The organism is Streptomyces sp. NPDC052036, assembly GCF_040680495.1.
In the GTDB taxonomy this organism is placed as follows: Bacteria; Actinomycetota; Actinomycetes; order Streptomycetales; family Streptomycetaceae; genus Streptomyces.
This window is the reverse complement of record NZ_JBFAWW010000009.1, coordinates 64,155-90,739: the sequence shown is the minus strand read 5'-3', so window position 1 is coordinate 90,739 and position 26,585 is coordinate 64,155. Positions and strand designations below refer to the sequence as shown.

At 70.9% G+C, this 26,585-nt stretch carries 23 protein-coding genes and 1 riboswitch; of the genes, 15 read left to right on the top strand and 8 right to left on the bottom strand.

What is annotated here, in order from left to right:
- Nucleotides 1-368 precede the first annotated feature (368 nt).
- Nucleotides 369-1,235, top strand: a complete 867-nt coding sequence (locus AB0L95_RS15615) for an HAD family hydrolase (RefSeq protein WP_365162056.1) — start codon at nucleotides 369-371, stop codon at nucleotides 1,233-1,235.
- Nucleotides 1,236-1,296: 61 nt separating this feature from the next.
- Here AB0L95_RS15615 and AB0L95_RS15610 read toward each other — a convergent pair whose 3' ends face one another.
- A complete protein-coding gene (locus tag AB0L95_RS15610; RefSeq protein ID WP_365162055.1) occupies nucleotides 1,297-1,806 on the bottom strand; it encodes a transglycosylase SLT domain-containing protein in 510 nt (169 codons plus the stop codon).
- Nucleotides 1,807-1,810: 4 nt separating this feature from the next.
- Nucleotides 1,811-2,011: riboswitch (cyclic di-AMP (ydaO/yuaA leader) on the bottom strand.
- A gap of 823 nt (nucleotides 2,012-2,834) precedes the next feature.
- Here AB0L95_RS15610 and AB0L95_RS15605 point away from each other — a divergent pair.
- The 5 genes from AB0L95_RS15605 (at nucleotide 2,835) to AB0L95_RS15585 (ending at nucleotide 9,176) form a co-directional block, all read left to right on the top strand.
- Nucleotides 2,835-3,845, top strand: coding sequence for a polyprenyl synthetase family protein (locus AB0L95_RS15605; protein ID WP_365162053.1), 1,011 nt, complete (start codon nucleotides 2,835-2,837; stop codon nucleotides 3,843-3,845).
- 364 nt (nucleotides 3,846-4,209) lie between these two features.
- Nucleotides 4,210-5,487, top strand: coding sequence for a sigma-E factor regulatory protein RseB domain-containing protein (locus AB0L95_RS15600; RefSeq protein ID WP_365162051.1), 1,278 nt, complete (start codon nucleotides 4,210-4,212; stop codon nucleotides 5,485-5,487).
- A gap of 106 nt (nucleotides 5,488-5,593) precedes the next feature.
- Nucleotides 5,594-6,565 (top strand): ABC transporter ATP-binding protein, encoded by a 972-nt coding sequence (locus tag AB0L95_RS15595; RefSeq protein WP_365162261.1) that lies wholly within the window; start codon nucleotides 5,594-5,596, stop codon nucleotides 6,563-6,565.
- Nucleotides 6,552-7,448, top strand: a complete 897-nt coding sequence (locus AB0L95_RS15590; RefSeq protein ID WP_365162049.1) for an ABC transporter permease — start codon at nucleotides 6,552-6,554, stop codon at nucleotides 7,446-7,448. Before AB0L95_RS15595 ends, AB0L95_RS15590 begins: the two co-directional genes overlap by 14 nt.
- A gap of 333 nt (nucleotides 7,449-7,781) precedes the next feature.
- Nucleotides 7,782-9,176 carry a tetratricopeptide repeat protein gene (locus tag AB0L95_RS15585; RefSeq protein WP_365162047.1) on the top strand — a complete coding sequence of 465 codons (1,395 nt, stop codon included), beginning with the start codon at nucleotides 7,782-7,784 and terminating at the stop codon, nucleotides 9,174-9,176.
- A gap of 143 nt (nucleotides 9,177-9,319) precedes the next feature.
- Here AB0L95_RS15585 and rarD read toward each other — a convergent pair whose 3' ends face one another.
- On the bottom strand, nucleotides 9,320-10,336 hold the full coding sequence (gene rarD / locus AB0L95_RS15580) for an EamA family transporter RarD (protein WP_365162046.1): 1,017 nt from the start codon (nucleotides 10,334-10,336) through the stop codon (nucleotides 9,320-9,322).
- A gap of 142 nt (nucleotides 10,337-10,478) precedes the next feature.
- On the bottom strand, nucleotides 10,479-11,333 hold the full coding sequence (locus tag AB0L95_RS15575) for an SDR family oxidoreductase (protein ID WP_365162044.1): 855 nt from the start codon (nucleotides 11,331-11,333) through the stop codon (nucleotides 10,479-10,481).
- A 90-nt stretch (nucleotides 11,334-11,423) separates the two neighbouring features.
- Between AB0L95_RS15575 and AB0L95_RS15570 the strand changes: the two genes are divergently transcribed.
- A complete protein-coding gene (locus tag AB0L95_RS15570; protein WP_365162042.1) occupies nucleotides 11,424-11,873 on the top strand; it encodes a helix-turn-helix domain-containing protein in 450 nt (149 codons plus the stop codon).
- A gap of 110 nt (nucleotides 11,874-11,983) precedes the next feature.
- Here AB0L95_RS15570 and AB0L95_RS15565 read toward each other — a convergent pair whose 3' ends face one another.
- The 5 genes from AB0L95_RS15565 to AB0L95_RS15545 form a co-directional block, all read right to left on the bottom strand.
- Nucleotides 11,984-13,063, bottom strand: a complete 1,080-nt coding sequence (locus tag AB0L95_RS15565) for a 2-oxoacid:ferredoxin oxidoreductase subunit beta (RefSeq protein ID WP_365162040.1) — start codon at nucleotides 13,061-13,063, stop codon at nucleotides 11,984-11,986.
- Complete coding sequence (locus tag AB0L95_RS15560; RefSeq protein WP_365162038.1) at nucleotides 13,056-14,984, bottom strand: 2-oxoacid:acceptor oxidoreductase subunit alpha; 1,929 nt, start codon at nucleotides 14,982-14,984, stop codon at nucleotides 13,056-13,058. Before AB0L95_RS15560 ends, AB0L95_RS15565 begins: the two co-directional genes overlap by 8 nt.
- 313 nt (nucleotides 14,985-15,297) lie before the next feature.
- Nucleotides 15,298-15,969, bottom strand: coding sequence for a response regulator transcription factor (locus AB0L95_RS15555; RefSeq protein ID WP_365162036.1), 672 nt, complete (start codon nucleotides 15,967-15,969; stop codon nucleotides 15,298-15,300).
- A gap of 430 nt (nucleotides 15,970-16,399) precedes the next feature.
- On the bottom strand, nucleotides 16,400-17,752 hold the full coding sequence (locus tag AB0L95_RS15550; RefSeq protein ID WP_365162035.1) for a sensor domain-containing protein: 1,353 nt from the start codon (nucleotides 17,750-17,752) through the stop codon (nucleotides 16,400-16,402).
- 259 nt (nucleotides 17,753-18,011) lie between these two features.
- A complete protein-coding gene (locus AB0L95_RS15545; protein ID WP_365162033.1) occupies nucleotides 18,012-19,208 on the bottom strand; it encodes a sensor domain-containing protein in 1,197 nt (398 codons plus the stop codon).
- 365 nt (nucleotides 19,209-19,573) lie between these two features.
- Between AB0L95_RS15545 and AB0L95_RS15540 the strand changes: the two genes are divergently transcribed.
- From AB0L95_RS15540 to AB0L95_RS15505, 8 genes are read left to right on the top strand one after another with little or no spacing between them, the layout of a single operon-like run.
- Entirely contained in the window at nucleotides 19,574-19,996 is a 423-nt protein-coding gene (locus AB0L95_RS15540; protein WP_365162260.1) for an NADH-quinone oxidoreductase subunit A, read from the top strand.
- A complete protein-coding gene (locus AB0L95_RS15535) occupies nucleotides 19,987-20,643 on the top strand; it encodes an NADH-quinone oxidoreductase subunit B family protein (RefSeq protein WP_365162031.1) in 657 nt (218 codons plus the stop codon). The genes AB0L95_RS15540 and AB0L95_RS15535 overlap by 10 nt, the downstream gene beginning before the upstream one ends.
- Nucleotides 20,640-22,004 carry an NADH-quinone oxidoreductase subunit C gene (locus AB0L95_RS15530; protein WP_365162029.1) on the top strand — a complete coding sequence of 455 codons (1,365 nt, stop codon included), beginning with the start codon at nucleotides 20,640-20,642 and terminating at the stop codon, nucleotides 22,002-22,004. The genes AB0L95_RS15535 and AB0L95_RS15530 overlap by 4 nt, the downstream gene beginning before the upstream one ends.
- Complete coding sequence (locus AB0L95_RS15525) at nucleotides 22,001-22,969, top strand: complex I subunit 1 family protein (protein ID WP_365162027.1); 969 nt, start codon at nucleotides 22,001-22,003, stop codon at nucleotides 22,967-22,969. Before AB0L95_RS15530 ends, AB0L95_RS15525 begins: the two co-directional genes overlap by 4 nt.
- 2 nt (nucleotides 22,970-22,971) lie before the next feature.
- A complete protein-coding gene (locus tag AB0L95_RS15520) occupies nucleotides 22,972-23,598 on the top strand; it encodes an NADH-quinone oxidoreductase subunit I (protein WP_365162025.1) in 627 nt (208 codons plus the stop codon).
- The gene (locus AB0L95_RS15515; protein ID WP_365162023.1) at nucleotides 23,595-24,227 is read left to right on the top strand and encodes an NADH-quinone oxidoreductase subunit J; all 633 of its coding nucleotides are present in this window, start codon (nucleotides 23,595-23,597) and stop codon (nucleotides 24,225-24,227) included. The genes AB0L95_RS15520 and AB0L95_RS15515 overlap by 4 nt, the downstream gene beginning before the upstream one ends.
- Nucleotides 24,227-24,592: an NADH-quinone oxidoreductase subunit NuoK gene (nuoK, locus tag AB0L95_RS15510; RefSeq protein WP_365162022.1), complete on the top strand. Its 366-nt coding sequence runs from the start codon at nucleotides 24,227-24,229 to the stop codon at nucleotides 24,590-24,592. Before AB0L95_RS15515 ends, nuoK begins: the two co-directional genes overlap by 1 nt.
- Nucleotides 24,589-26,580, top strand: coding sequence for an NADH-quinone oxidoreductase subunit L (locus tag AB0L95_RS15505; protein ID WP_365162020.1), 1,992 nt, complete (start codon nucleotides 24,589-24,591; stop codon nucleotides 26,578-26,580). The genes nuoK and AB0L95_RS15505 overlap by 4 nt, the downstream gene beginning before the upstream one ends.
- The last annotated feature ends 5 nt before the right edge of the window (nucleotides 26,581-26,585 follow it).

The window sequence follows — 26,585 nt, the reverse complement described above, 5'->3', positions numbered from 1 at the left end:
CGTGATCCAGGCGCCGTTCTCGTGATCTATGCGCCGTTCCGCGTCGTGCAGCCGTACGCACTCCGGGAGGCCGTGCGTGCGCTGGGGCGCCGCCTGTTGGACGCGGGCGCCTGAGCGCCCGATGCGTGCACCGGCCGCGCGAGGCGCTGCCGCGCGCCGGGTGGGCCCGTGGTGTGGCACGGGGCCGAAGGACGGGGCCAGTACGGGTCCTGCGCCGGGCCGGGGTGTGCTGGGGCGGGGCGCCCTCGTGTTTTGGACGGCGCTGGGCAACTCGGGTTCCGTGTTACGGGAGTTCGGTGGACACGGGATACCGGACGTCGTCCGGTTCGCGCCGAGTCGCCGGGGCGTTCCATCCGTATTCTCTGATCATGGCCGCACCCCTCGCATATTCACTCATCGCCACTGACCTGGACGGAACGCTGTTGCGTCACGACGACACGCTCTCCGACCGGTCGAGGGCCGCGCTGGCGCGAGCGTCGGCGGCAGGCGCACAGCACCTCGTCGTGACGGGGCGTCCGGCGCCCAGGGTGCGGCCGCTGCTCGACGACCTCGGCAGCACGGGGCTCGCGGTGTGCGGGCAGGGCGCGCAGGTGTACGACGCCGGCACGAACCGGCTGCTGTTCTCCGTCACGCTGGACCGGGAGTTGGCCGAGACCGCACTCGGCAAGATCGAGGCCGAGGTGGGGCAGGTGTACGCGGCCGTGGACCAGGACGGGGTGGACGGGCTCACGCTCATCGAACCCGGCTACCGGATGCCGCACCCCACCCTGCCCGCGGTACGGGTCGAGCGGCGCGACGACCTGTGGTGCGAGCCGATCAGCAAGGTACTGCTGCGCCATCACGCGCTGTCGGACGACGAGTTGGCGACGGCGGCCCGCGCGGCGGTGGGCTCCCTGGCGACGGTCACCATGTCCGGGCCCGGCACCGTGGAGCTCCAGCCGTGCGGCGTCACCAAGGCGACGGGGCTCGCACTGGCCGCCGGCCATCTGGGGCTGGGTCCGTCGGAGACCATCGCCTTCGGCGACATGCCCAATGACATCCCGATGTTCGACTGGGCCGCGCACGGGGTGGCGATGGCCAATGCTCACCCCGAACTCAAGGCCGTGGCGGACGAGATCACCACGTCGAACGAGGACGACGGCATCGCCGTCGTCCTCGAACGACTCTTCGCCGGCCATCGGCCGCCGGCCGACAGCGCCGACCGGCGGTCCGCCGGCTGTCACCAGGCCCGCTGATCGGCTGCCGGGCCTACCGGTCGGGCGTCAGGCTCCCACCGGTAGGCGACCGACAGGCCTCCTAGTACGCGCTGTTGACGTTGTCGATCGAGCCGTACCGGTGGGCGGCGTAGTTGCACGCGGCCGTGATGTTCGCCACCGGGTCGTAGGGATCGAACGACGTGCCGGGTACGTGGTACGCGGCGAAGGTCGGGTCGATGACCTGGAGCAGGCCCTTGGAGGGGATTCCCTTACGGGCGTTGGAGTCCCAGAGGTTGATGGCCCTCGGGTTGCCGGACGACTCGCGCATCACGTTGCGGTAGATGCCGTTGTACGTGCCGGGGATACCGTGCTGGGCCATGACGTCCAGCGACTGACGGATCCAGCTGTCGAGGGTGGTGCCTCTGGTCTTCACGACGGTGGCGGAGGTGACGTTCCCCGGCTTGCCGGGCGCGGCGGAAGCGCTGGTCGCTCCCATGACCGGCAGGGCGAGAAGGGCGGCACCCGTCCCCGCGATTGCGAGGGCACGGGTGAGACGGGTGGCCTTGGAGCCACGATCCCGACGGCGTGCGGGCAGTGCGAAAGCGGACATGTCGCGTTCCTCTCCTGCGCCTGCGAGGTGAGCTGTCGGGTTCGGGCGGGGAGGTGCCCGGCTGTGTCCTCGATGCCGAGGCCACGGCTACACCCCTAGCCGTTCCGGTGTGGTGTCCGGATCGGCGGCTTACCTGGGTCCCCCGCTCCTGCCGTCATGGGTCGATGGGCTCCTGAGCGGTGGCAGGATTCGGCGTTCCGCTCGGATCGAGGGGAAGGTATGCGACAGCACATGTCGGGAACAAGCCTGCACGTCACAGTCCGTCCGAATTGACCTTGAAGTGGGGGAATAATGTCAGTGATCCAGATTGTTAAGCTGGGCTCAAGTTGCCATTAGCAAAGCCGGAGTTGATGGCGCGCCTGCGGCGACCCGCATGTCGAGCACGTGAGCTATTTCACTTCCGCTTCCGTGGTTGTCACCATCACTTCACCATATAAGCTCTTAATTCGGACAAAATGACTGCCCTCTCTGTGGTCCGACTCGGACCTGTCTGGCGGGTGGGGCCGTTGGTGCGGCCCGGACTCCGTTGCCCGTAAGGGGAGTTCTTCGGGTGTGCCGGTCGGGCGGGGTGGGTCTCCGGTCGGCGGGCGCGGCGTGCGAGGGCGGCCGGGCGTGACGGAGGCGCAGGGGCGTGAGGGAGTCGCAGGGGGGCATTCGATGGCCGAAAAGAGGCGCCCGGGGAGCGGGGTGGTGGCGTGCGGGGGAGTTGAAGGGGTGCCTGGCGCCTGTGGGCCTGAGGGGTAAATGGGGTGATTCAGGTAGTAAAACGTGCTTTTCGGTTATGTCAGCGAATGTCTGTTCGTATCAGATGGTCAAGAACATACCGTTCGCGATCCGATACCGCCCGGCCTGGAACAGTGGGCGCTCGTGGTGATCGAAACGTGACCGGATACGCTGACTTGAGTGATGGCGGCGACAGATCGACAAACTCGATGAGCGACGTCGACGTACGGCGTCATCGACCAAGTGACCGTCCTTGAGACCGACCGTGTGACCGTCAGCAGACGTCAGCAGACAGGAGACCCCACGTGACCGTCGTCGGGCCGTTCGGGCTGAGCGTGCGGGACCAGGCTCTGGAAGCCGATGTCCAGGCCGGATTGGCGGCTGTCGAGGAAGGGTTGCTCGAGGCCACCAAGAGTGAGGTGCCCTTCATCACGGACGCCGCACAGCACTTGGTGCGTGCGGGCGGGAAGCGGTTCCGGCCGCTGCTCGTGATGCTCGCGGCGCAGTTCGGTGACCCGTACGCGCCAGGGATCGTGCCCTCGGCCGTGGTCGTGGAGCTGACCCACCTCGCCACCCTCTACCACGACGATGTGATGGACGAGGCCGCGGTGCGGCGCGGGGTGGACAGCGCGAACACCCGCTGGGGCAACTCGGTTGCGGTCCTCACGGGTGACTTCCTGTTCGCGAGGGCGTCGCACATTCTGGCCGATCTCGGTCCCGAGGCGGTCCGGGTCCAGGCGGAGGCGTTCGAGCGCCTGGTCACCGGTCAGATCCTGGAGACGGCGGGTCCGCGGGACGGCCGTGACCCCGTGGAGCACTATCTTGACGTCCTCGGCGGCAAGACCGGCTCGCTGGTGGCGGTGGCGTGCCGCTTCGGGGCGATGATGTCGGGTGCCGACGAGACGGTCGTGGACGTGCTCACGCAGTACGGCGAGCGGCTGGGTGTGGCGTTCCAGCTCGCCGACGACGTCCTGGACATCGCGTCGGACTCGCACGAGTCCGGGAAGACGCCCGGCACGGACCTGCGCGAGGGCGTCCCCACCCTCCCGGTGCTGCGTCTGCGCGAGCGCGCGGAGCGCATGGGGCTGGCCGAGGACATCGCCCTGTGCGAGCTGCTGGACTCCGACCTCACGGACGACGCCCGGCACGCCGAGGCCCTCGCCCGGCTGCGCGCTCACCCGGCCCTGGAGCAGGCGCGCCGCGACATGGTCCGCTATGTGAAGGACGCCCGCTCGGGTCTGGCCCCGCTGCCGGAGTGCGGTGCGAAGGCGGCTCTGGTGGAGCTGTGCGACGCGGTGGTGCACCGGGTGGGCTGACGCCGCTCGCGCGTCACCCTCGCAGGGGCTCGCAGGGGGACCCGTATGTCCGTCCGTCTCGGAAGCCGTATGACCTGGGCCTCAGGGGTGGATCGGGTCCAGGCCGAGACCGGCTCCGTACCCGTATCCCGAACCGCCCGGGCGGCGCCCTCCCCGTAGAACCCCTACGGGTCGGGGCAGGTGCCCCCCCGCGATGTCATACCGCAGGATTACGCGGAGTTGAGCCCGCGGGCTGACGCTTCTGCCGGGCCGATTTGGTCAGATGGGGGACACCACCTCGAAGGAGTTCGGGTGACAATGGCGGCACAGGGGTGGACCAGGGCACGGACGGTAGGCCGCCGCCGACGACGGAGGTAAGGCACACATGGCACCGTACGAATCCGACGGCAGCACGCCCGCCGGCGAGGCCGAGGACGTACGCGACGGGCGGCGCACCGCCGCACGGTACGTCGTCCCGGTCGCGGTGGTGGGAGTGGCGGCCGCGACCATCGGGCTCGTTCCGGCGTTCGCCGGATCCGGCGACCCCGACCTGCCGAAGATCAGCGCCCAGCAGCTCATCGAGAAGATCGCCAAGTCGGACGTCCAGCAGATGTCCGGCACGGTGAAGATCAGCACGGACCTGGGCCTGCCCAACCTGGGCGGCCTGGAGAACAGCCTCGCCTCGGGCGCGCTCTCGCAGGGGACGGGCGGCAAGAGCGGCTCGGCCGCGGACCCGAGCGCCAAGCTGCTGGAGCTGGCCTCCGGCACGCACACCGTGCGCGTGGCCGCCGACGGCGAGGACAAGCAGAAGATCTCCCTCATGGAGAAGGCCGCCGAGTACAGCGTCATCCGCAACGGCGACCAGGTGTGGGCCTACGACAGCGGGTCCGACGAGGCGTACCACACGACCGGCGCGGGCGACCACAAGGGCACGAAGGCTGCGCCCGAGGACATGTCGGCCACGCCGAAGGACCTGGCCGAGGAGGCCCTCAAGGCCGCCGACAAGACGACGTCGGTCACGGTCGACGGCACGGCGCAGGTCGCGGGCCGGGACGCGTACAAGCTGCTCATCAGGCCCAAGCAGTCGGGTACGACGGTCGGCGCCATCAGCATCGCGGTCGACGCCAAGACCGGGCTGCCGCTGAAGTTCACCCTGACCCCGGCGTCGGGCGGCGCGGCCGTCGTCGACGCGGGCTTCACCGAGGTGTCGTTCACCAGGCCGGCCGCGTCGACGTTCACCTTCACGCCGCCCAAGGGCACCAAGGTCACCCAGGGCGACGACCTGAAGGGCGAGGGCAAGGCGCCGTCCCACGGCACCGAGAAGTCGGCGCACGGCGACTGGAAGGCGGCGCGCGGTTCCGAGAAGGCAGTGCCCGGCACCGAGCCGAAGACCATCGGCGAGGGCTGGAACTCGATCGTCGTCCTCGACAGCGGCAGCAAGGGCGGCATGCCCTCGGACACCTCGTCCAAGGGCGGCGCGTCCAAGGACGGTGCGTTCGCCGGCTTCCTGGGTTCGCTGGGCGACCACGTCAACGGCAAGTTCGGCTCGGGCACGGTCTTCTCGACTCGTCTGGTCAACGCCCTGATCACGGACGACGGCAAGGTGTACGCGGGCGCGGTCACCAAGGACGCGCTGGTGAAGGCGGCCAACGCGGGGAAGTAGTCCCCCGCGCGACACGGATGGCTGGAGCAGGGGAGCAGGGGAAGCAGGAGAGTCCATGGAGGAACTGCCCGCCAGGGAAGGGGAGTCGCACGGTTCCGGGGCGACGATGAGTGGCCCGGGCCACCAGGAGGCCCCGGGTGCCGAGGAGACCCCGGTCATCGCCACCCGTGCCCTCACCAAGCGCTACCACGGCGGGCAGCTCGCCGTCGACGGGCTCGATCTGACCGTCCCGGCGGGCAGCGTCTTCGGCTTCCTCGGGCCGAACGGCTCGGGCAAGACCACCACCATCCGCATGCTGATGGGCCTGATCGAGCCCACGTCGGGCACGGCGCGCGTGCTGGGGCGGCCCATGCCCCGCGCCTCGCGCGCCGTGCTCCCGCACGTCGGCGCACTCATCGAGGGCCCGGCGCTCTACGGCTTCCTCTCAGGACGCGACAACCTGCTGCGCTACGACTCCGCCGACCCCACCGCCGACCCGCGCACCCGGCGCGCACGGGTCGAGGCCGCGCTGGAGCGGGTGGGTCTTTCGGCGGCGGCCGGCAAGAAGGCGAAGGCGTACTCCCTGGGGATGAAGCAGCGCCTGGGCCTCGCGGCCGCCCTGCTCCAGCCCCGCCGCCTCCTCGTCCTGGACGAGCCGACCAACGGCCTCGACCCCCAGGGCATGCGGGAGATCCGCTCACTCGTCAGGGAACTGGCGTCCGAGGGCACGACCGTCTTCCTCTCCTCCCATCTGCTCGACGAGATCGAACAGGTCTGCACGCACGCCGCCGTGATGGCGCAGGGCCGGCTGATCGCGCAGGGCGCGGTGGCGGACCTGGCGGCCGGGGCACGCGGACGTCTCGTCGTGACCACACCTGATGTGACGGAGGCGGCCCGCGTCCTGAAGGAACAGGGCGTCGCCGACGTGGTCGTGGGGGAGGGCCGGGTCACGGCGGATCCCCCGGAGGGCGAACCGGCAGACGTGAACACCGCGCTGGTCACCGCCGGAGTCCGTGTCCGCGGCTTCGGCATCGAACGCGCCTCCCTGGAGGACGCGTTCGTGGCGCTGACGGGAGAGGGATTCGATGTCGCGGGCTGAGTGGGCGGGGCCGGACCGGATCCTGGTCGCGCGGGGACGCAACCCGTTGTGGTCCCTCGGACTGCTGCGCAGCGAACTGGTGACCACCTTGCGGCGCTGGCGTACGCTCGCGCTGCTGGCCGTGCTGGCGGCCGTACCGATCCTGGTCGGGATCGCCGTGAAGGTGGAGACCGGTGACGGTTCCGGTGCCGGCGGACGGGGCGGCGACGGCGGCCCCGCGTTCATCGCGCAGATCACCAACAACGGCCTGTTCCTGGTGTTCACCGCGCTCGCCGTGACGCTCCCGTTCTTTCTGCCGATGGCGGTCGGTGTCGTCGCGGGCGACGCGATCGCGGGCGAGGCCAACTCCGGCACACTGCGCTACCTCCTGGTCGCCCCCGCGGGCCGCACCCGCCTCCTCCTCGTCAAGTACGCGACCACGATGGTCTTCTGCCTGCTCGCCACCCTCGTCGTCGCGCTCTCGGCGCTCGCCATGGGCGCCCTGCTCTTCCCGCTGGGCGACCTGACGACGATCTCGGGCACCCGCATCGACTTCGCCGACGGCCTGGGCCGCGCCCTGCTCATCGCGCTGACCGTCGCCGCGTCCCTGACCGGGCTCGCGGCCCTGGGACTGTTCGTCTCCACCCTCACCGACAGCGGGATCGCGGCCATGGCGACCACGGTCGGCCTGGTGATCACCGTGCAGATCCTCGACCAGATCCCCCAGCTGCACGCACTGCAGCCGTACCTCTTCCCGCACTACTGGATGTCCTTCGCGGACCTCATGCGCGACCCGGTGTACTGGGACGACCTGACCCGCAACCTCGGTCTCCAGGCCCTGTACGTGGCGGTCTTCGGCTCGGCGGCGTGGGCGCGGTTCACGACGAAGGACGTCACTGCCTGAGGGCGCCGACTGCGCCCGCCTGCCCGCCCGCCCGCCGAGACCGTAGTCCGCAAGGGGCGGGTCGGATCCTGGGACAGGCCTGTGACGTTGCGGTGACGCCAGAAGCGTATGGCGGCCGCAGACTTCAAGCAGGCCGATCGGACATCGTGGCCGGGCCTGGGCGAGGAGGGGAAGGATGACGCGTACGGCACTCACGGCACGTACGACGGGTACGGGACGCCGGGGACGCTGGACCCCGCCCTGTCCGCGTACGCTTGCCTGCCGTGTGCTCGTCGTCGTGGGCACCCCCACCGCCGCCCTTTTCTCGACCGGCCGACCCGAGTGAGGGGAACGATGTCTCGACTCAGCCGCGAACCCGAGCGGGGGCGCTCCGCCGCCGTGATCGCGTCCATGGAGGGAACGGAGTCCGGGATGACGCCGATCGAGGTCCATGTGCCGGTGGACGCGCGGGACGGGGCTGTCGACACCGATGCCGGGATCGGTATCGGGACCGAGACCGGGGCGACCGTCGGCGGGATGCCGGTGGTCGCGGCACCGGGGGAGTCGGTCCAGCATGCCGTCCTGAACCATCTGCACCGTCTTGCCCTCACCGCGGGCCACCCCGTCCTCGCGGCCGTCCGTGACGAGCGCATCGGGTACGTGGTGTCGGTCCGGGTCCTGGTCGACGGATCGAGCGAGTTCACGGGGGAGCCGAGGCAACTGGACACGCCCGCCGCGTCCGCTTGCCAAGCCGACGCGGCCGCCGTGGCGGACGCTCCGGAGCGCCCCGGAGCCGCCGTCGCGACCTGCATGGTGCAAGCGGTGTCCGAGCAGACGCCGTTGATCACGGCGACGTCAGGGCCGGCCCAGGTGTGGCCGAGGGCCGAGGCCGTGCCTCCGGGTACGGTCCAGCCCCCGACAGGTACCTTCGGTCCCCCGACCGGAATCTTCAGTGCCCCGACCGGAGCCCTCGGCTCCCCGACCGGAACTTTCGAGGGTCCGGCAGGAGCCCTGGGCCGTCCGTCGGTGCCCGCCGAGGCCGCCCTCGTATGGCCGGAGCCGGCGCCCGAGCTGGACGAGCCGCAGACGCCGCAGCCCGACTTCGGGGCCGGTCTCGACTCGTACTCCGCGCCCGAGTGGCAGCCAGCGCCCGCCCCGGCTCCGGCCCCGCAGGCCGTTTTCGTCACCGGGGCGGAGGAGGCGCCCACGGAGCCGCCGGTACGCGAGTTCGACTCCGTCGCCGAGGCCGTGCTCGCGCCTGACGCGGACAGGGGCGGACCCCTCGCCGAACCTCTGGCCCGGATCAACGAGGCCGTGAAGGAGGGCCGGATCACGGAGGCCGCCGAGACGGCGGAGCGGACCTTCGCCGAGGTCTCCCGGACCCTCGGCGCCGACCACCCCGATGTACTGCGCCTGCGCGAACTCACCGCCTACGTCGCCTACCTCGCCGACGACCCGCTGCGCTCGTTCCGCCTCTCGCTCGACCTCGCCCGGCTCCGCCACCGCCTGTGCGACGCGCGCGGCGCGTACGGCAATGTGCAGAGCGCGGCAGCCGCCTGGCGTGCCGTCCGTGATCCGCTCCAGGGCCTGGACCTCGGCCGCGACCTCATCGAGGTGTGGAGCGAACTCGCCGCCGGCCCGGGCCCCGCCGCGCACGACCTCGGGCAACTGGAGCGCGCCCGCACCCGTATGGGCCGTCTGGCCGAGCGTGCTCGTGCCGTCGGCGAAGCAGCGGTCGGCGTCCAATGACCCGAGGGTCCGAGGCCCCTCGGACCCGCGCCCATGGGCCCGCCCGGTGACGCAACTGCCGTCCACGGCACTCGTCCCTCGACGCCATCCGTCCTGACCTGTCCGGAACCCGGCCCGGCTCCGGCAGGAGCCGGCCGCCCGGACTACGACGTGGCGTCCACCGGGTCGGGGCCGGCGGCCACACCGTCGGGGTTCCGCGGCGCGCTCACGGTCCCGCAGACCGCGGGGACGGAGCCCGCCACCACGGAGCGACCCTTGAGCGCGCGCGCCGCCGCGCGGGCGGTGCGCAGCGCGTCCCCGGTCAGCAGGGCCAGCGCGACCCAGACCAGCGCGAAGCCCGCCCACCGCTCGGGCGGCATCGCCTCATGGAAGTAGAGGATGCCCAGCAGGAACTGGAAGACCGGCGCCAGGTACTGCAGCAGACCGAGCGTGGACAGCGGCACCCGGATCGCGGCGGCACCGAAGCAGACGAGGGGAAGCGCGGTGACCACCCCGGTGGCGGCGAGCAGCGTCGCGTGCCCGGCGCCGTGGGAGGCGAACGTCGTCCGGCCCTGCGCCGACAACCACAGCAGATAGGCCAGCGCGGGCACGAACTGCACGGCGGTCTCCGCGGCCAGCGACTCGATGCCGCCCAGGCCGATCTTCTTCTTCACCAGCCCGTACGTGGCGAAGGAGAAGGCGAGGCACAGGGAGACCCACGGCGGACGGCCGTACCCGATCGTCAGCACGACGACGGCGATGAAGCCGACCGCGACCGCCGCCCACTGGACGGGCCGCAGCCGTTCCTTCAGAAGCAGCACGCCCATCGCGATGGTGACGAGCGGGTTGATGAAGTAGCCGAGCGAGGCCTCCACCACATGGCCGCTGTTCACGGCCCATATGTACACGCCCCAGTTGACGGTGATGACCGCCGCCGCGACCGTGATCAACGCCAGCTTGCGGGGCTGCCGCAGCAGGTCGCCCGCCCAGGCCCAGCGCCGCATCACCAGCAGCGCCAGGGCGACCAGGAGCAGTGACCACACCATCCGATGGGCGAGGATCTCCATCGCCCCGGCGGGTTTCAGCAGCGGCCAGAAGAGGGGGACGAGCCCCCACATCCCGTACGCCGCGAAGCCGTTCAGCAGACCTGTTCGCTGCTCGCCCTTCGACTTCTCGGCCACGGGCCCTCCTCACTCGCTCGCTCCACTGCTTCCGTGCAGCATCCAAGAAGGTAACGCGAGCACCCCCGCCCGTCATACCCGTATCGCCATACGGTCATGACAGGCGAGGGCCTTCGGTGATCGGGAGCCCGCCGAGGCGGTGTCAGCCCTTGAGTGCGGCCGTGATCGACTCGGCGAACGGGGTGGTCGGACGGCCGGCCAGCCGGGAGAGGTCGCCGGTGGTGACGGCCAGCTCGCCCTTCTCGATGGCGACGTCCACGCCGGCCAGGATCGCGGCGAGGGGCCCGGGCAGTCCGGCGCCGGTCAGGATGCCGCTGTAGACGTCCAGCGGGACGGCGTTGTAGACGATCTCCTTGCCGGTCTGCCGGCTCAGCTCGGCGGCGTACTCGGCGAAGGCCCACGCGGTGTCGCCGCTCAGCTCGTAGGTGGCGTTCTCGTGGCCCTCACCGGTCAGCACCGCGACGGCGGCGGCCGCGTAGTCGGCGCGGGAGGCGGACGCTACCCGGCCCTCACCGGCGGCCTGGACTACCGCGCCGTGCGCCAGGACGGCGGCGAGGTTCTCGGTGTAGTTCTCGTGGTACCAGCCGTTGCGCAGCAGCACATACGGCACGCCCGACTCGACGATCAGCTGCTCGGTGGCCCGGTGGTCGTCGGCCAGGGCGGCCGTCAGGCTGCCGGGGGCGCTGGTGTAGGCGAACAGCGCCGTTCCGGCGGCCTTGGCGGCTTCGAGGACGACCTTGTGCTGGCCGACCCGGCCCTTGTCGAACTCGTTCCCGGAGATCAGCAGCACCTTGTCGCCGGCCGCGAAGAGGCCGCCGAAGGTCTCGGGAGCGTTGTAGTCGGCGACCGCGATCCGCACACCGCGGTCCGCGAGGTCGGCGGCCTTCTCCGGGGTGCGCACGACGGCGGTGATCTGGTCGGCCGGAACCTTCTCCAGCAGCTGTTCCACCACGTGACGGCCGAGGTGTCCGGTGGCTCCGGTGACGACGATGCTCATGACGGGATCTCCTTGTGGGGTGTGTCTGACACTCACCCTAGGAGGGGCACTAACTTATGGAAAGTACCCACTTTGAAGTAAGGTACTGATATGACGGTAAGTGCTTCGCGTCCCTCCAGTGCTCCGACGGCCCGTGCGGGCGCCCCGGCAGTCCGTGCGACGGACGCCGACGCGGCGCTGTGCCCCTACCGGCTCGTCCTGGAGCACGTCACCAGCCGGTGGGGTGTCCTCGTGCTGATCGAGTTGCTCGACCGCCCCTATCGCTTCAGCGAGCTGCGCCGGGCGATCGGTAAGGTCGGCCGCATCAGCGAGAAGATGCTCGCCCAGACCCTGCAGACCCTGGAACGGGACGGTCTGGTACACCGCGACGCCAAGCCGGTGATCCCGCCGAGGGTCGACTACTCCCTGACCGACCTGGGCCGCGAGGCGGCCGACCAGGTGCGTGCGCTGGCGCTGTGGACGGAGCAGCGGATGCCCGACGTCGAGCGCGCCCGCCACACATACGACGAGGCCCGGACGCGGAACGCCCAGGCCTCGTAGAACCGCACACGAGCCGAACGGAAACCCGCGGGCGAGCCGCACGCCGACCCGGAGGCCGGGTCGCACGGCGACTCGCGGGTGAGCCGCTCGCTCTCCTTCGGCTGGCTCTTCTAGCCGACCACCGTCCAGGTGTCCCCGCCCGCCAGGAGCGTCGCCAGGTCGCCCTTGCCGTGCTGCTCGATGGCGGTGTCGAGCTGGTCGGACATCTGCATGTCGTAGACGGGCCGGTCCACGGAGCGGAGGACGCCGATCGGGGTGTTGTGCAGGGTGTCCGGATCGGCCAGCCGGGACAGCGCGAACGCCGTCGTGGGGGAGGCGGCGTGGGCGTCGTGGACCAGGACCTCCGCCTCGTTCTCCGCGGTGACCGGGACGATCTTCAGATCACCCGTGCGCATGTCCCGGACGACACCGCGCGAACCCTCCGCCCCGAACCGGATCGGCTGCCCGTGCTCCAGCCGGATCACGGTCTCCTCCGCGGTCTGCTTGTCCTTGAGAGCGTCGAAGGCACCGTCGTTGAAGATGTTGCAGTTCTGGTAGATCTCCACGAGCGCGGTGCCCGGATGGGCGGCGGCCTGGCGCAGCACCTCGGTCAGATGCTTGCGGTCGGAGTCGACCGTACGGGCCACGAAGGACGCCTCCGCGCCGATCGCCAGCGACACCGGGTTGAAAGGCGCGTCCAGCGAGCCCATCGGCGTCGACTTGGTGATCTTGCCGACCTCGGAGGTGGGCGAGTACTGGCCCTTGGTCAGCCCGTAGATCCGGTTGTTGAACAGCAGGATCTTCAGGTTGACGTTGCGGCGCAGGGCGTGGATGAGGTGGTTGCCGCCGATGGACAGCGCGTCGCCGTCACCGGTGACCACCCACACCGACAGATCGCGACGCGAGGAGGCGAGCCCGGTCGCGATCGCGGGAGCACGGCCGTGGATGGAGTGCATGCCGTACGTGTTCATGTAGTACGGGAAGCGTGACGAACAGCCGATGCCCGAGACGAAGACGATGTTCTCCCTGGCCAGGCCCAGTTCCGGCATGAAGCCCTGAACGGCGGCGAGGATCGCGTAGTCACCACAGCCGGGGCACCAGCGCACTTCCTGGTCGGACTTGAAGTCCTTCATGGACTGCCTGGCCACAGCCTTCGGGACGAGGGAAAGCGCCTCGATCGTGTCCGTGCCTTCCGTGGTCGTCTCAGCCATCGATGGCCTCCTTGAGAGCCGCGGCGAGCTGCTCGGCCTTGAACGGCATACCGTTCACCTGGTTGTACGAGCGGGCGTCGACCAGGTACTTCGCCCGGATGAGCGTGGCGAGCTGACCGAGGTTCATCTCGGGGATCACCACCTTGTCATAACGCTTCAGAACCGGGCCGAGATTCCGCGGGAACGGGTTCAGGTGCCGCAGATGAGCCTGCGCGATCGCCTCGCCCGCCGTGCGCAGCCGCCGTACCGCCGCGGTGATCGGGCCGTACGTCGACCCCCAGCCGAGAACGAGGGTCCGGGCCTCCTGCGGGTCGTCCACCTCCACGTCGGGTACCACGATTCCGTCGACCTTCGCCTGGCGCGTGCGCACCATGAAGTCGTGGTTGGCCGGGTCGTAGGAGATGTTGCCCGTGCCGTCCTGTTTCTCGATGCCGCCGATGCGGTGCTCCAGGCCCGGTGTGCCCGGGACGGCCCATGGGCGGGCGAGGGTCTGAGGGTCGCGTTTGTAGGGCCAGAACACCTCGGTGCCGTCGTCCAGCGTGTGGTTCGGTCCCTGGGCGAACTGCACCCGGAGATCCGGCAGCTCGTCCAGCTCGGGGATCCGCCAGGGCTCGGAGCCGTTCGCCAGATAGCCGTCGGACAGCAGGAACACGGGCGTGCGGTAGGTGAGCGCGATTCGGACCGCCTCCAGGGCGGCCTCGAAACAGTCGGCCGGGGTGCGCGGGGCGATCACCGGGACCGGCGCCTCGCCGTTGCGCCCGTACATGGCCTGGAGCAGGTCGGCCTGCTCGGTCTTGGTCGGCAGGCCGGTGGACGGCCCGCCCCGCTGGATGTCGACGACCAGCAGCGGCAACTCGAGGGAGACCGCGAGCCCGATGGTCTCGCTCTTGAGGGCCACACCCGGGCCGGAGGTCGTGGTGACCGCGAGCGAACCGCCGAACGCCGCACCCAGCGCGGCACCGATGCCGGCGATCTCGTCCTCGGCCTGGAAGGTCCGCACACCGAAGTTCTTGTGCTTGGACAGCTCGTGCAGGATGTCCGAGGCCGGGGTGATCGGGTAGGAGCCCAGGAACAGCGGCAGATCCGCCTGGCGGGAGGCGGTGATCAGGCCGTAGGACAGGGCCAGGTTCCCGGAGATGTTGCGGTATGTGCCCACCGGGAAGGCCTTGGCGGCCGGCGCCACCTCGTACGAGACCGCGAAGTCCTCCGTCGTCTCGCCGAAGTTCCAGCCGGCGCGGAAGGCGGCGATGTTGGCGGCCGCGATGTCCGGCTTCTTCGCGAACTTCGCCCGCAGGAACTTCTCGGTGCCCTCGGTCGGCCGGTGGTACATCCACGACAGCAGGCCCAGCGCGAACATGTTCTTGCTTCGCTCGGCCTCCTTGCGGCTGAGGTCGAACTCCTTGAGCGCCTCGACGGTGAGCGTCGTGAGCGGCACCGGGTGGACGCTGTAGCCGTCCAGCGTGCCGTCCTCCAGTGGACTGGCGGCGTAGCCGACCTTCTGCATCGCCCGCTTGGTGAACTCGTCCGTGTTGACGATGATCTCCGCGCCGCGGGGCAGATCGCCGACGTTGGCCTTCAGGGCGGCCGGGTTCATGGCCACCAGGACGTTCGGCGCGTCGCCGGGGGTGAGGATGTCGTGGTCGGCGAAGTGCAGCTGGAAGGACGAGACGCCCGGCAGGGTGCCGGCAGGGGCGCGGATCTCGGCCGGGAAGTTCGGCAGGGTGGACAGGTCGTTGCCGAAGGACGCCGTCTCGGAGGTGAAACGGTCGCCCGTGAGCTGCATTCCGTCACCGGAGTCGCCCGCGAACCGGATGATCACCCGGTCGAGCTTGCGCACGTCCTTCGCGCTCGCCGGTTTGCGCTGTTCTCCTACGACGGCTCCGTCGGCCTGCTCCGCTGTCCTGCTGACCTGGCTGGTCACTGAACTGGACCTCCTTCGAGGCAGCTGTCGGGGTGCGGCCGTCCCGTCGGCCTACCCGAAATCAACCCTACGTCGGTAAGGGTCGCCTTCCCTCGGTGTCTCGCACGATGGACGCCATCGAGGGGCAGTCCGACGACCTGGTGTGCCATGCTCTATCCGCCTCCCGGCGCTGCTTTCGACGACGCTCCCTGTTCATCATTCGGCGCTGGTACTTCGGGGGTTCTGCCGTGCGGCCGCGCCGGTGTCCGGCCCGGCCCGACAGGCCGTCGGGTCCGCGTCCGAGCGTCCCGCCGCCTGACACAGTGTCGGTCGATCAGGAGTTGAGGTAGGTGAGCACGGCCAGAACACGCCGGTGATCCCCGTCGCTCTGCGCCAGGCCGAGCTTCAGGAAGATGTTGCTGACGTGCTTCTCCACGGCTCCGTCGCTCACGACCAGCTGCCGGGCGATCGCGGAGTTCGTCCGTCCCTCGGCCATCAGTCCGAGGACCTCCCGCTCACGCGGAGTGAGTGCGGCGAGCACATCCTGCTTGCGGCTGCGCCCGAGCAGCTGTGCGACCACCTCCGGGTCCAGTGCGGTACCCCCCTGGGCCACCCGCACCACGGCGTCCACGAACTCGCGCACCTCGGCCACCCGGTCCTTGAGCAGATAGCCCACACCGCGGCTGGAGTCGGCCAGCAGTTCGGTGGCGTACCGCTCCTCCACGTACTGCGACAGCACCAGCACGCCGAGCCCGGGGTGCGCCTTGCGCAGCTGGACCGCGGCCCGGACACCCTCGTCCGTGTGCGTCGGCGGCATCCGGACGTCGGCCACGACCACGTCGGGCAGCTCGTCCCGGTCCGCCAACTCGGTGATGGTCTTGATCAGCGCGCCCCCGTCCCCCACACCGGCGACGACCTCATGCCCGCGATCGGTCAGCAGCCGGGTCAGGCCCTCCCTGAGCAGCACTGAATCCTCGGCGATGACCACCCGCACCCTGTCCTCCACGATCCTCGGCCCCCCGTGCCCTTCGTCTTCGGCCGTGCGTCTGCGCGTCCGGTGGTGTCCTGGACGCTCGACGTCCAGTCCCTTCGGCACCTCAGTATCGCGCGATCCACACTTCCACATCGGGCCTGTGGATAAGCCTCGCGCGGCCGTGTTGGGGGGCGAATTCGTGCCGTGAAAGGGGTGGTGGGGCGGGGCGGGCCGGTGGGCCTGGGGCTTCGGGGCGGGCGGGGATGCGGCGGGTGGCTGGTCAGGGGGGCGAGCACGGGGTGACGGAGCGGCGGGACGGGGAGGTGGGCAGGGGTGCGGCGGGCGTGCGGCGGGGGCGGGGCATGGGGTGGGGGGTTTCAGGTGTCGTGGGTTGGGTGTCGTCGGGTGTTCGGCGCCGAGGTGTTCGACGGGCCAGGCGTTCTGGTCGGGGCGGTGCGGTCGGTCAGGGCGATCGCCATGGCAGTTCGGCGGTGATCCGGGTCGGCCCCCCGGGCGGCGATTCCACCGCCAGCACCCCGTCCACCGCGTCGAGCCGCTCGGCCAGCCCAGCCAGCCCCGACCCGCTGGAGCCGTCGGCGCCCCCTACCCCGTCGTCGACCACCTGGAGCAGCAACCGCTGCTCCGCCCGCCACACATCGACGGAGGCCGACTTTGCGCCGCTGTGCTTGCTGACGTTCTGCAGCAGCTCCGACACGGTGAAGTACGCGATCCCCTCGATCGCCGGGGCCGGCCGCGACGGCAGGTCCACCTCCACCCGCACCGGCACAGTGCACCGCGAGGCCACCGCCGACAGCGCTGCATCCAGTCCCCGGTCCGTCAGCACCGCCGGATGGATCCCGCGTGCCAGGTCCCGCAGCTCCTGCAGCGCCGTCTTGACCTCTCCGTGCGCCTCCTCCACCATCCGCGCCGCCGCCCGAGGGTCCTGTGTCAGCTTCTCCTTGGCCAGCCCCAGATCCATGGCCAGTGCCACCAGCCGGGCCTGCGCCCCGTCATGCAGGTCCCGCTCGATGCGCTGGAGGTCCGCCGCCGCCGTGTCGACCACCACGCCCCGGTCCGACTCCAGCTCCACCACCCGGGTGGCCAGCCGCGACGGCCCGAGGAGTCCGTGCACCAGCAGTCGGTCCACGATCGTCAGGCCCCGGACGATCCACGGTGTGGCCAGCGTGATCAACAGGCCCACCAGCGCGGTGACCGTGATCTCGAACGGGTTGTCGAGGTAGACGCTGTGGGCCTCGTCGCCGTAGAGCTGAAGCCCGCCCTGACCGCCGTACATGGGGAACACCCAGAACCACAGGGGATACGTGAGCAGTCCCCATCCACACGTCCAGGAAGTGACCCCCACGACGAACGAGAAGACCGCCCACGGGAACTGCAGCACCGTGTACAGCACGTGCCGCCACGAGACCCCGCTCCGGAGCATCGCCCCGACCCAGGCCATCGGCCCCTGCCGCTTCACCACCAGGGGCTCGGGATCGGCCACCTCGAGCCGCAGCAGCCCCCGGGCCCGCGCCCGCTCCAGCGCCCCGAAGCCCCGGCATCCCGCGAGGGTCGCCGCGAGCACCGGTATCCCCAGGAACGTCACCAGCAGGCCGGCGCCGAGCGAGAGCATCGTGACGCTGTAGCTGAACATCAGGATTCCGAGGGGCAGGCTCAGCAGCAGATAGCAGAACTCACCCCAGCTGCGCCCCTCGAACGGCGCCCGCAGCACGAGCGGAAGCCGGTGCGGCTGCCTTCCGGCGCCGGGGGATCCCGGGTCGTCCCACTCTCCGTACTCCTGCCCGTAGTACGTGGCCATCGATGTCGTCCGTTCTCCCCGTCGTCCACCCGGTGTGCCTCGGTCTGTTCGGGCCTCTCCCGGGTTCGTACCTCTACCCTCCCGGTCTCGCGGCCGCCCGGCCATGGAGCGCGTCGGCCTCTTGGAGCGGGGGTTTTCCCCACCCCCTCCGGCGGGCGGGCACGACCTGGAGGGGCATGCCGAAGCGAGCCCGTGTACGCAGAAGCGGCCGCACGCCTCGGCTTACGACCGCTCCCTGCCCCGCAGCTCCCGCGTGCTCCTACCGCCCGGGCACCTTGTCCTCCCGGTCCCGCCACGGCAGTTCCGCCGTGACCGTCGTCGGGCCACCCGCCGGGGAGTCCACGACGAACAGGCCGTCGACCGCGTCCAGCCGCTCCGCCAGCCCCGCCATGCCGGTGCCGCCGTCGAGGCGGGCGCCGCCGCGACCGTCGTCCCGGACCTGGATGAGCAGCCGCTCCTCCGCCCGCCAGACATCGACGGAGGCCGACTTCGCCGCGCTGTGCTTGCTGACGTTCTGCAGCAGCTCGGAGACCGTGAAGTAGGCGATGCCCTCGATCGCCGCGGCCGGTCTCCGGCTCAGGTCCACGGTGACCTTGACCGGCACCGTGCAGCGGGTGGCGACCGCCGACAGCGCCGCGTCCAGGCCCCGGTCGGTCAGCACCGCCGGATGGATGCCCCGCGCGAGGTCCCGCAGCTCCTGCAGCGCCAGCTTCACCTCGCCGTGCGCCTCGTCGACCATCGCCGCCGCCGCGTCCGGGTCCTCCAGCAGCTTCTCCTTGGCCAGTCCGAGCCCCATCGCCAGGTTCACCAGCCGGGCCTGGGCCCCGTCGTGCAGATCGCGCTCGATGCGCCGCAGGTCGGCTGCCGCCGTGTCCACGACCACCCCGCGGTCGGACTCCAACTCGGCGATGCGCCGCTCCAACTCGTCGGAGGGGGACAGCAGGACCCGCGCCATCGCCCGGTCCACATTCGTCAGCCCGCGCGCCAGGAACGGCAGAACCGGCCACAGCAGGAACAGCGACACGAAGGTCACCGTGAAGGTCAGGATCCCCCAGGGCAGTCGGATGAAGCCGTACAGCATCGTCCGCCAGCCCACGGGATCCTTCAGCGCCATCCACAGCCGCTGGAACAGCCCGCGGCCTCTGAGCAGGCGCAGCGGTGTCGGCTCGTCCACCCGCACCCCGAGCAGCACCCTGGCCCGCGCCCGCTCCAGCCTGCCGAGCTGCCGCGCGCCCGCCAGCCCGGCCGCCAGCAACGGGAGACCGATCACGGTCACCGTCAGCCCCGCACCCGTGGACAGCACCGTCACGGTGTAGATGAACCCCACCAGCGACATCGGCAGGTTCGCGAGCAGATACGCGATCTCCCGCCAGGTGTGCCCGTCCAGGGCGAGGCGCGCGGGCGGCGCGTGCTCGTCGGGGTCCCGGACGCCCTGGATCGTCATGCGTTCGGTCATATCTGCCGGCCTCGTTCGGTCATGTCTTTCAGCCTGCCGTGCCGCACGCGGCGACACCATGAGGCGGGCCGCCGCGATCCGGTGGGGGAAACCCCACCTTCCGGGGCGGGCGAGGTGCGTCCCGGGGGCGGTGTACGCGTTCTCGGTTTCGGGGTCCCGTGAGGCGTGCGCGGAGTCGCACGATGGGTACGTGACCGGAGCGCATGGGGGAGGGCCAGCGCACCCCGAGGTGTGACGGGCTGCTTACCCTCTCTTTAGCAGGGCCTAGACTCCCGTGCGTACAGATCGTCGAACACAAGGTTCACCAGAGTCACGAGGTCAGGGAGCGAGGGGCTGACGTGCCGTATCCGACCGCCGTCGCTGTCATGGCGGAGACGGGGAGCGCGGGGAACGCCGCGAACACGGGGAACGTCGTCGCGGCGGGCTACTTCCACTCCTACTCCGTCGTCGGGCTGCTCGCCGTCATCGGCGTGTTCTTCGTCGCCGTCGCCTTCGGCGCGGGCCGCCTGCTGCGCCCCGTCGTGCCCACTCCGGAAAAGCTCCTGACGTACGAGTGCGGTGTCGACCCCGTCGGCGAGGGCTGGGCCCACACACAGGTCCGCTACTACGTCTATGCGTTCCTGTATGTGATCTTTGCGATCGACTCGATCTTCCTGTTCCCCTGGGCGACGGTCTTCGCCGCCCCCGGCTACGGCGCGGCGACGCTCGTGGAGATGTTCATCTTCCTCGGCTTCCTGACCGTAGGCCTGCTGTACGCATACAAGAAGGGCGTCCTGGCATGGACGTGAACCCATCGGCCACCTCTGCTTCCCCGGTCTCAGAGCCCGTGTTGCTGCCCGAGCCGAAGCGGCTCGGCGCGCTCGCCCGCCTCGCTCCCGAGCCGATGAAGGTGGTACTGAACTGGGGCCGGCGTTACTCGCTCTGGGTCTTCAACTTCGGCCTCGCCTGCTGCGCGATCGAGTTCATCGCCGCGTCGATGGCCCGGCACGACTTCATCCGCCTCGGGGTGATCCCGTTCGCGCCGGGGCCGCGTCAGGCCGACCTGATGGTGGTGTCCGGCACGGTCACGGACAAAATGGCCCCGGCGGTCAAACGCCTGTACGAGCAGATGCCCGAGCCGAAGTACGTCATCTCCTTCGGGGCCTGCTCCAACTGCGGCGGTCCCTACTGGGACTCGTACTCGGTCACGAAGGGCGTCGACCAGATCATCCCGGTGGACGTGTACGTCCCCGGTTGCCCGCCGCGCCCCGAGGCGTTGCTCCAGGGCATCCTCAAGCTCCAGGAGAAGATCGCGCGAGAGTCGCTGGAGGAGCGGTACGGCTCCTCGCGGCCGTCGGCCGCCGCTCTGCAGAGCGGGCTGGTCCAGCCGCCGTCGGCTGCTCCGAACGCGGGCTCGGGCTCCGGCGCAGACCCGGCCTCCGGGGTGACGCGATGACCGCCATCGGCTGGCTGCCCGTATCCGTCGAGGACCTCTTCGGCCCGGAGGCCACGGCCGAGGAGTCGTACGAGGTCCTGACGGTCGACGTGCCGCCCGCGGGCTGGATCGAGGCGCTGCGGATCGCACGCGACGAGCTGGGATGCACCTATTTCGACTGGCTGAGCGCCGTCGACGAACCGGGCACCGGTCTGCGCGTCTCGGCGCATGTGGTGGCCCTGTCCCCGGTGCGCCGTCTCCTCGTACGGACCACGGTCGTGCACGAGGCCCCCGTCCTGCCCTCCGCCGTGGAGATCTACGCGGGCGCCGCATGGCACGAACGCGAGACCCACGAAATGTTCGGCGTCGCCTTCGAGGGCCACCCGGCGCTGGACCACCTGCTTCTGCCCGAGGGCTTCGAGGGCCACCCCCTGCGTAAGGACTTCGTCCTGGCGGCCCGGGTCGCCAAGGCCTGGCCCGGCGCCAAGGAACCGGGGGAGTCCGACCACGGCGGCCCCAAGCGCCGTCAGATGCTGCCCCCGGGCGTCCCCGACCCGAACGAGTGGGGCCCTCTCAAGGGACAGCTGCCTCCGGCTCCCGCCCGTCCGGCCCGAGCCGCCGCCGGCCGGGCCGCGGGCGAGCGCCCGGTGCGTCGCGCCCGTACGACAGCGGAGGGCTCGGCGAGCCAGGCCCCGGCAGGCGTCGAATCAGCGGAGGCCGCACCTGCGCCGCGCCGCGCTCGCTCCGTGTCGGAGGGTTCGGCCTCGCAGCGCGGGGCGGAGCCGGGCACGGAAACTGCGGCTCCGTCGGGTCCGCGCCGCGCCCGGGGCGCCTCGGAGGGTTCCGCCTCGCAGCGCGCCGCCGAGAGCACCGAGGGTGCCGCCCAGCCCGCTGCTCCTGCCGGTCCTCCGTCCGGCCCCCGCCGGTCGCGCACTGCCTCGGAAGGCTCGGCCTCGCAGCGCGCGGACGCAGCGGCGGCAGCGGGCGCGGACCGCAAGCCGCCCGCCGCCCCGCGCAGCGCGGACGCTCCGTGGCACCACGCCCGCCCGGCCTTCGACGAGCCCGAGCCGACCGCTGCCGAACCGTCCGCGAAGCCGTCGACCGGCGCTGAACCATCGGCCGGCGCTGAGTCATCGGCGACCGGGACCGCGGCCGAGCCCGACGCGGCCGACGGCGGCACCCGTCCCGGTGACACCGCGGGAGGCGAGGAGCGCCCTGGCGAGCCCCGGCCCGCAGAGTCCGCCTCAGGCGAACCCCGCTCCGAGGACACCGGCCCCGGAAAGCCCCGCCCCGGCGATCGGCAGTCCCCCGAACCGCCTGCCCCGGACGACACCACGCCCGACCAGACCATCCACGACGATCCCTCCGGAGGCATGCAGTGAACGGCGCTCTCGACGTCGCCCTGCGACTCGTCGTCGTGTTCGTCGTCTTCCTCACCTTTCCCCTGATCGTCGGCCAGACCGAACACAAGGTCATGGCCCATATGCAGGGCCGTCTGGGGCCGATGTACGCCGGCGGCTTCCACGGCTGGGCCCAGCTCGTCGCCGACGGCGTGAAGTTCGCCCAGAAGGAGGATGTGGTCCCGGCAGGCGCCGACCGCCGTATCTTCCAGCTCGCCCCCGCCGTCGCCCTGCTGCCCTACCTCCTCGTGCTCCTGGTCATCCCCATCGGGCCGAGCCAGGGAGCGGTCGGCCAGGTCATCGACGCGGGCATCTTCTTCGTCCTGGCCGTCATGGGCGTCGGCGTGCTCGGCTCCCTCATGGCCGGCTGGGCCTCCGCGAACAAGTTCTCTCTCCTCGGCGGTCTCCGTACCGCCGCCCAGCTCCTCGCCTACGAACTCCCCATGCTGCTCGCCGCCGCCTCGGTGTCCATGGCGGCGGGCACGGTCTCGTTGCCCGGCATCGTCAATGCCTTCGAGTGGTGGTGGCTGCCCTGGCAGATCATCGGCGCGCTGGTCTTCTTCACCGCCGGCCTCGCCGAGCTGCAGCGCCCGCCGTTCGACATGCCCGTCGCCGACTCGGAGATCATCTTCGGTGCGTACACCGAGTACACCGGTCTCCGTTTCGCTCTGTTCCTTCTCGCCGAGTACGCCGGGATCGTCGTCCTGTGCGGCCTGACCACGGTCCTCTTCCTGGGCGGCTGGCACGGTCCCTGGGGTGCCGACGGCCTCGGCTGGCTGTGGACGCTCCTGAAGACCGCGATCCTCGCCTTCGTGGTCATCTGGCTTCGCGTCACCTACCCCCGCCTGCGCGAGGACCAGCTTCAGAAGTTCTCCTGGACCCTTCTTGTCCCCCTCTCCCTCGCCCAGATCGCCCTCACCGGCATCGTCAAGGTGGTGATCTCCTAGCCATGTCCCGCCCGTCGCCCGACCACCACGCCTCGACGACGCCCTCCGGGCGGTCCCGCCTGTCGATCCCCGGCTCCGGCCTAGCCAAGGGGCTGGCCGTCACCTTGCGCACGATGACGAGGAAGTCCGTCACCGAGCAGTACCCGGAGGCCCAGCCGGCCCTCCCGCCCCGCAGCCGCGGCGTCATCGGCCTGTTCGAGGAGAACTGCACCGTCTGCATGCTGTGCGCCCGTGAGTGCCCGGACTGGTGCATCTACATCGACTCCCACAAGGAGACGGTCCCGCCCGCCGCCCCCGGCGGCCGTGAGCGCAGCCGCAACGTCCTCGACCGTTTCGCCATCGACTTCTCCCTCTGCATGTACTGCGGTATCTGCATCGAGGTCTGCCCCTTCGACGCCCTCTTCTGGTCCCCCGAGTTCGAGTACGCCGAGACCGACATCCGCGACCTCACCCACGAGCGCGACAAGCTCCGCGAGTGGATGTGGACCGTGCCGGCCCCGCCCGCCCTGGACCCCGGCGCCGAGGAGCCCAAGGAGATCGCCGCCGCCCTCAAGGCCGCCGAGAAGCTGGCCGCGGCCCAGGCCGCCGAGTCGGCCGAGTCCGCCGGTCCGCAGGAAGGAGCGTCGTGAGCCTCGCCTCCGCGACGGCGGCCGCGGCGGCCGCCCCCACGCACGGCTTCCTCTCCCCGACCGGAGTGGAAGTCGCCTTCCTCCTCGTCGGCCTGGTGACCTTCGGCGCCGCGCTCGTCACCGTCACCACCCGGCAGTTGGTGCACGCCGCGCTGTGGCTCGTGGCGACCCTCGGCGGGCTCGCCATCGAGTACCTCCTGCTCACCGCCGAGTTCATCGCCTGGGTGCAGGTCCTCATCTACGTCGGTTCCGTCGTCGTCCTCCTTCTGTTCGGTCTGATGCTCACCAAGGCCCCCATCGGCCGCTCCCCGGACGCCGACTCCGGCAATCGCTGGGCCGCGCTCACCGTGGCCGTCGCCGCGGCTGCCGCGCTGGTGTGGGTGGTCGTCGACGCCTTCCGCACGACCTGGATGGATCTCGGCGGCGCCGCCTCCGGCTCCACCAAGGTCACGGGCGCGAGCCTCTTCCAGAACTGGGTGCTCCCCTTCGAGGCCCTCTCCGTCCTCCTCCTCGCCGCCCTGGTCGGCGCGATCGTCCTGTCCCGCAAGGCCAAGGCGGACGCGGCGGCCACCACCGCGAGCGCCCCGGCCGTCCCGGGCAGCCGGAGCGAGAAGGAAGGCGTCCGCTGATGCACCTCGTCTATCCCGCCGTACTCTCCGCTCTCCTCTTCTGCACCGGCCTGTACGGCGTCCTCGCCCGCCGCAACGCGATCCTCGTCCTGATGTCGGTCGAGCTGATGCTCAACGCCGTCAACCTCAACCTCGTCGCCTTCGACGTGTGGCTGAGCAGGACCGCCCGCGAGACGCTGCACTCCGGCCAGGCCCTGACCCTGTTCACGATCGCCATCGCGGCAGCCGAGATCGGCATCGGCCTGGCGATCGTCCTCGCCGTCTACCGCAACCGCGGCACCTCGGACATCGACCGGCTCCGTGACACCGCCGAGGGGCACGACGTCGACACCCCGGCGGCTGAGAAGGCTGAGGCCACCGCGTGACCACGACCACCCTCGCCGTCCTCGTTCCCCTCCTTCCGTTCCTGGGCGCCGCGGCCGGTCTGCTGCTCGGCCGCACGGCCCCCGGCTTCGTCCGCCCCCTCGCCGTTCTGCCCACCCTCGCCTCGCTCGTGCCGGCCGTGCTGGTCGCCGCGCGTCAGGGCGGCGGCACGGCGATCGACGCCGCCACCGAACTCACGCCCACGGGCTCGGTCCCGATCGAACTAGCCCTGCACATCGACGGCTTCGCCGCCCTCGTCGCCGTCCTGGTCGGCGTCGTCGCCACCTGTGTGCAGATCTACTCGACGGGCTATCTGCGGCACGACCCGCGCTACCCCTCGTACGCCGCTCTCGTCTCCCTGTTCACCTCCGCGATGCTCCTGGTCGTCTACTCGGGCGATCTGATCGTGCTGCTGGTCGGCTGGGAAGTCATGGGCATCTGCTCCTACTTCCTGGTCGGCCACTACTGGGAGACCCCGGAGGCCCGCGCCGCCTCCATCAAGGCCTTCCTGGTCACCAAGCTGGGCGACGTCCCCTTCCTCATCGGACTGTTCGCGCTCGGCACCGACGCCGGCTCCTTCCGCATCACCCGGGTCCTCGGCACCGTCGCGAGCGGCGGACTGCACCACCCCACACTGGTCGCCCTGCTGCTTCTGGCCGGCGTGGCGGGCAAGTCGGCGCAGTTCCCGCTGCACACCTGGCTCCCCGACGCGATGGCGGGCCCCACCCCCGTCTCCGCGCTGATCCACGCCGCGACCATGGTCGCCGCCGGTGTCTACTTCATCGCCCGTCTCCTCCCGGTCTTCGAGGCCTCCTCGGCCGCGATGGTGGTCCTCGCCGTGATGGCCGCCGTGACGATGGCGGGATCGGCGCTCGCCGCACTCGCCCAGGACGACATCAAACGCGTCCTCGCCTACTCGACGATCGGCCAGCTCGGCTACATGACCGGCGCCCTCGCCGTCGGCGACCGCGGAGCCGCTGTCTTCCACCTCCTGTCGCACGGCGCTTTCAAGGCGCTGCTGTTCCTCGCCGCCGGCGTGATCATCCACGCCGCCGGCACCAACTCGCTGGCCGCCATGTCCCGTATGAAGGACCTGCGGGCCCGCGTCCCCGACGCCTACTGGACGATGACCGTGGCGCTGCTGTCACTCGCCGCGATCCCGCCCTTCGCGGGCTTCTTCTCCAAGGAGTCCGTCCTCGGCGCCGCCGAGCGCGTCGCCACCGGCCACACCGAGCACGCACCCGGCGCCGCGGGCTGGATCGTTCTCGTCACCGGCCTGGTCACCGCCCTGCTCACCGCCGCCTACGCGACCCGCCTGTGGCTGCTCGCCTTCCGCGGCCATGGCCCCGAGGCCCCCGACCACGGCAAGCAGCCCCTCACCATGAACGCGGTGCTGTGGGTGCTCTGCGTCCCGTCGCTCGCGTTCGGCCTGGCCTACGGCGTACTGCCCGGCTGGTTCGACGGCGGCTCCCTCACACCGGCGCTCACCACCTCCGTCCTCGGCACAGGCCTCGCCCTGGTCGGCGGACTCGTGACCTACGGAGCCTGGCGGCACACCACCGCCCTCGCGGCCCGGGTCCCGCTGGGTGCGGTCGCGGCCCACCCCGAGGCAGACGCCGGACTCGTCGAGGCCGAGGCCATCGCCAGCCACACACCCGTGTACGGAGACGTCGCCTATGCGCCCGACCCGGCGGACCCGGGCCGCCTGCTGCTCGGCCCGCTGCACCGCCACGCGGCTGTCGGCTTCCACCTGGACGCCGTGTACGACGCGCTCTTCGTCCGACCCGTCAGGGCCGGGGCGAGCCTCGTCAGGTTCCTGGACCGAGAGGTCGTCGAAACCTATGTACACGGCGCGGGCGCCCTGCCCCGCCTGCTGGGGGCCGCCGTACGACGCGCCCAGACCGGCAATGTGCAGACCTATGTGAGCGCGCTGCTCGCCGGCACCGTCCTCCTGGCGGTGGCCGCCCTCCTCGTCGCCACGGGAGTGTGAGCAGA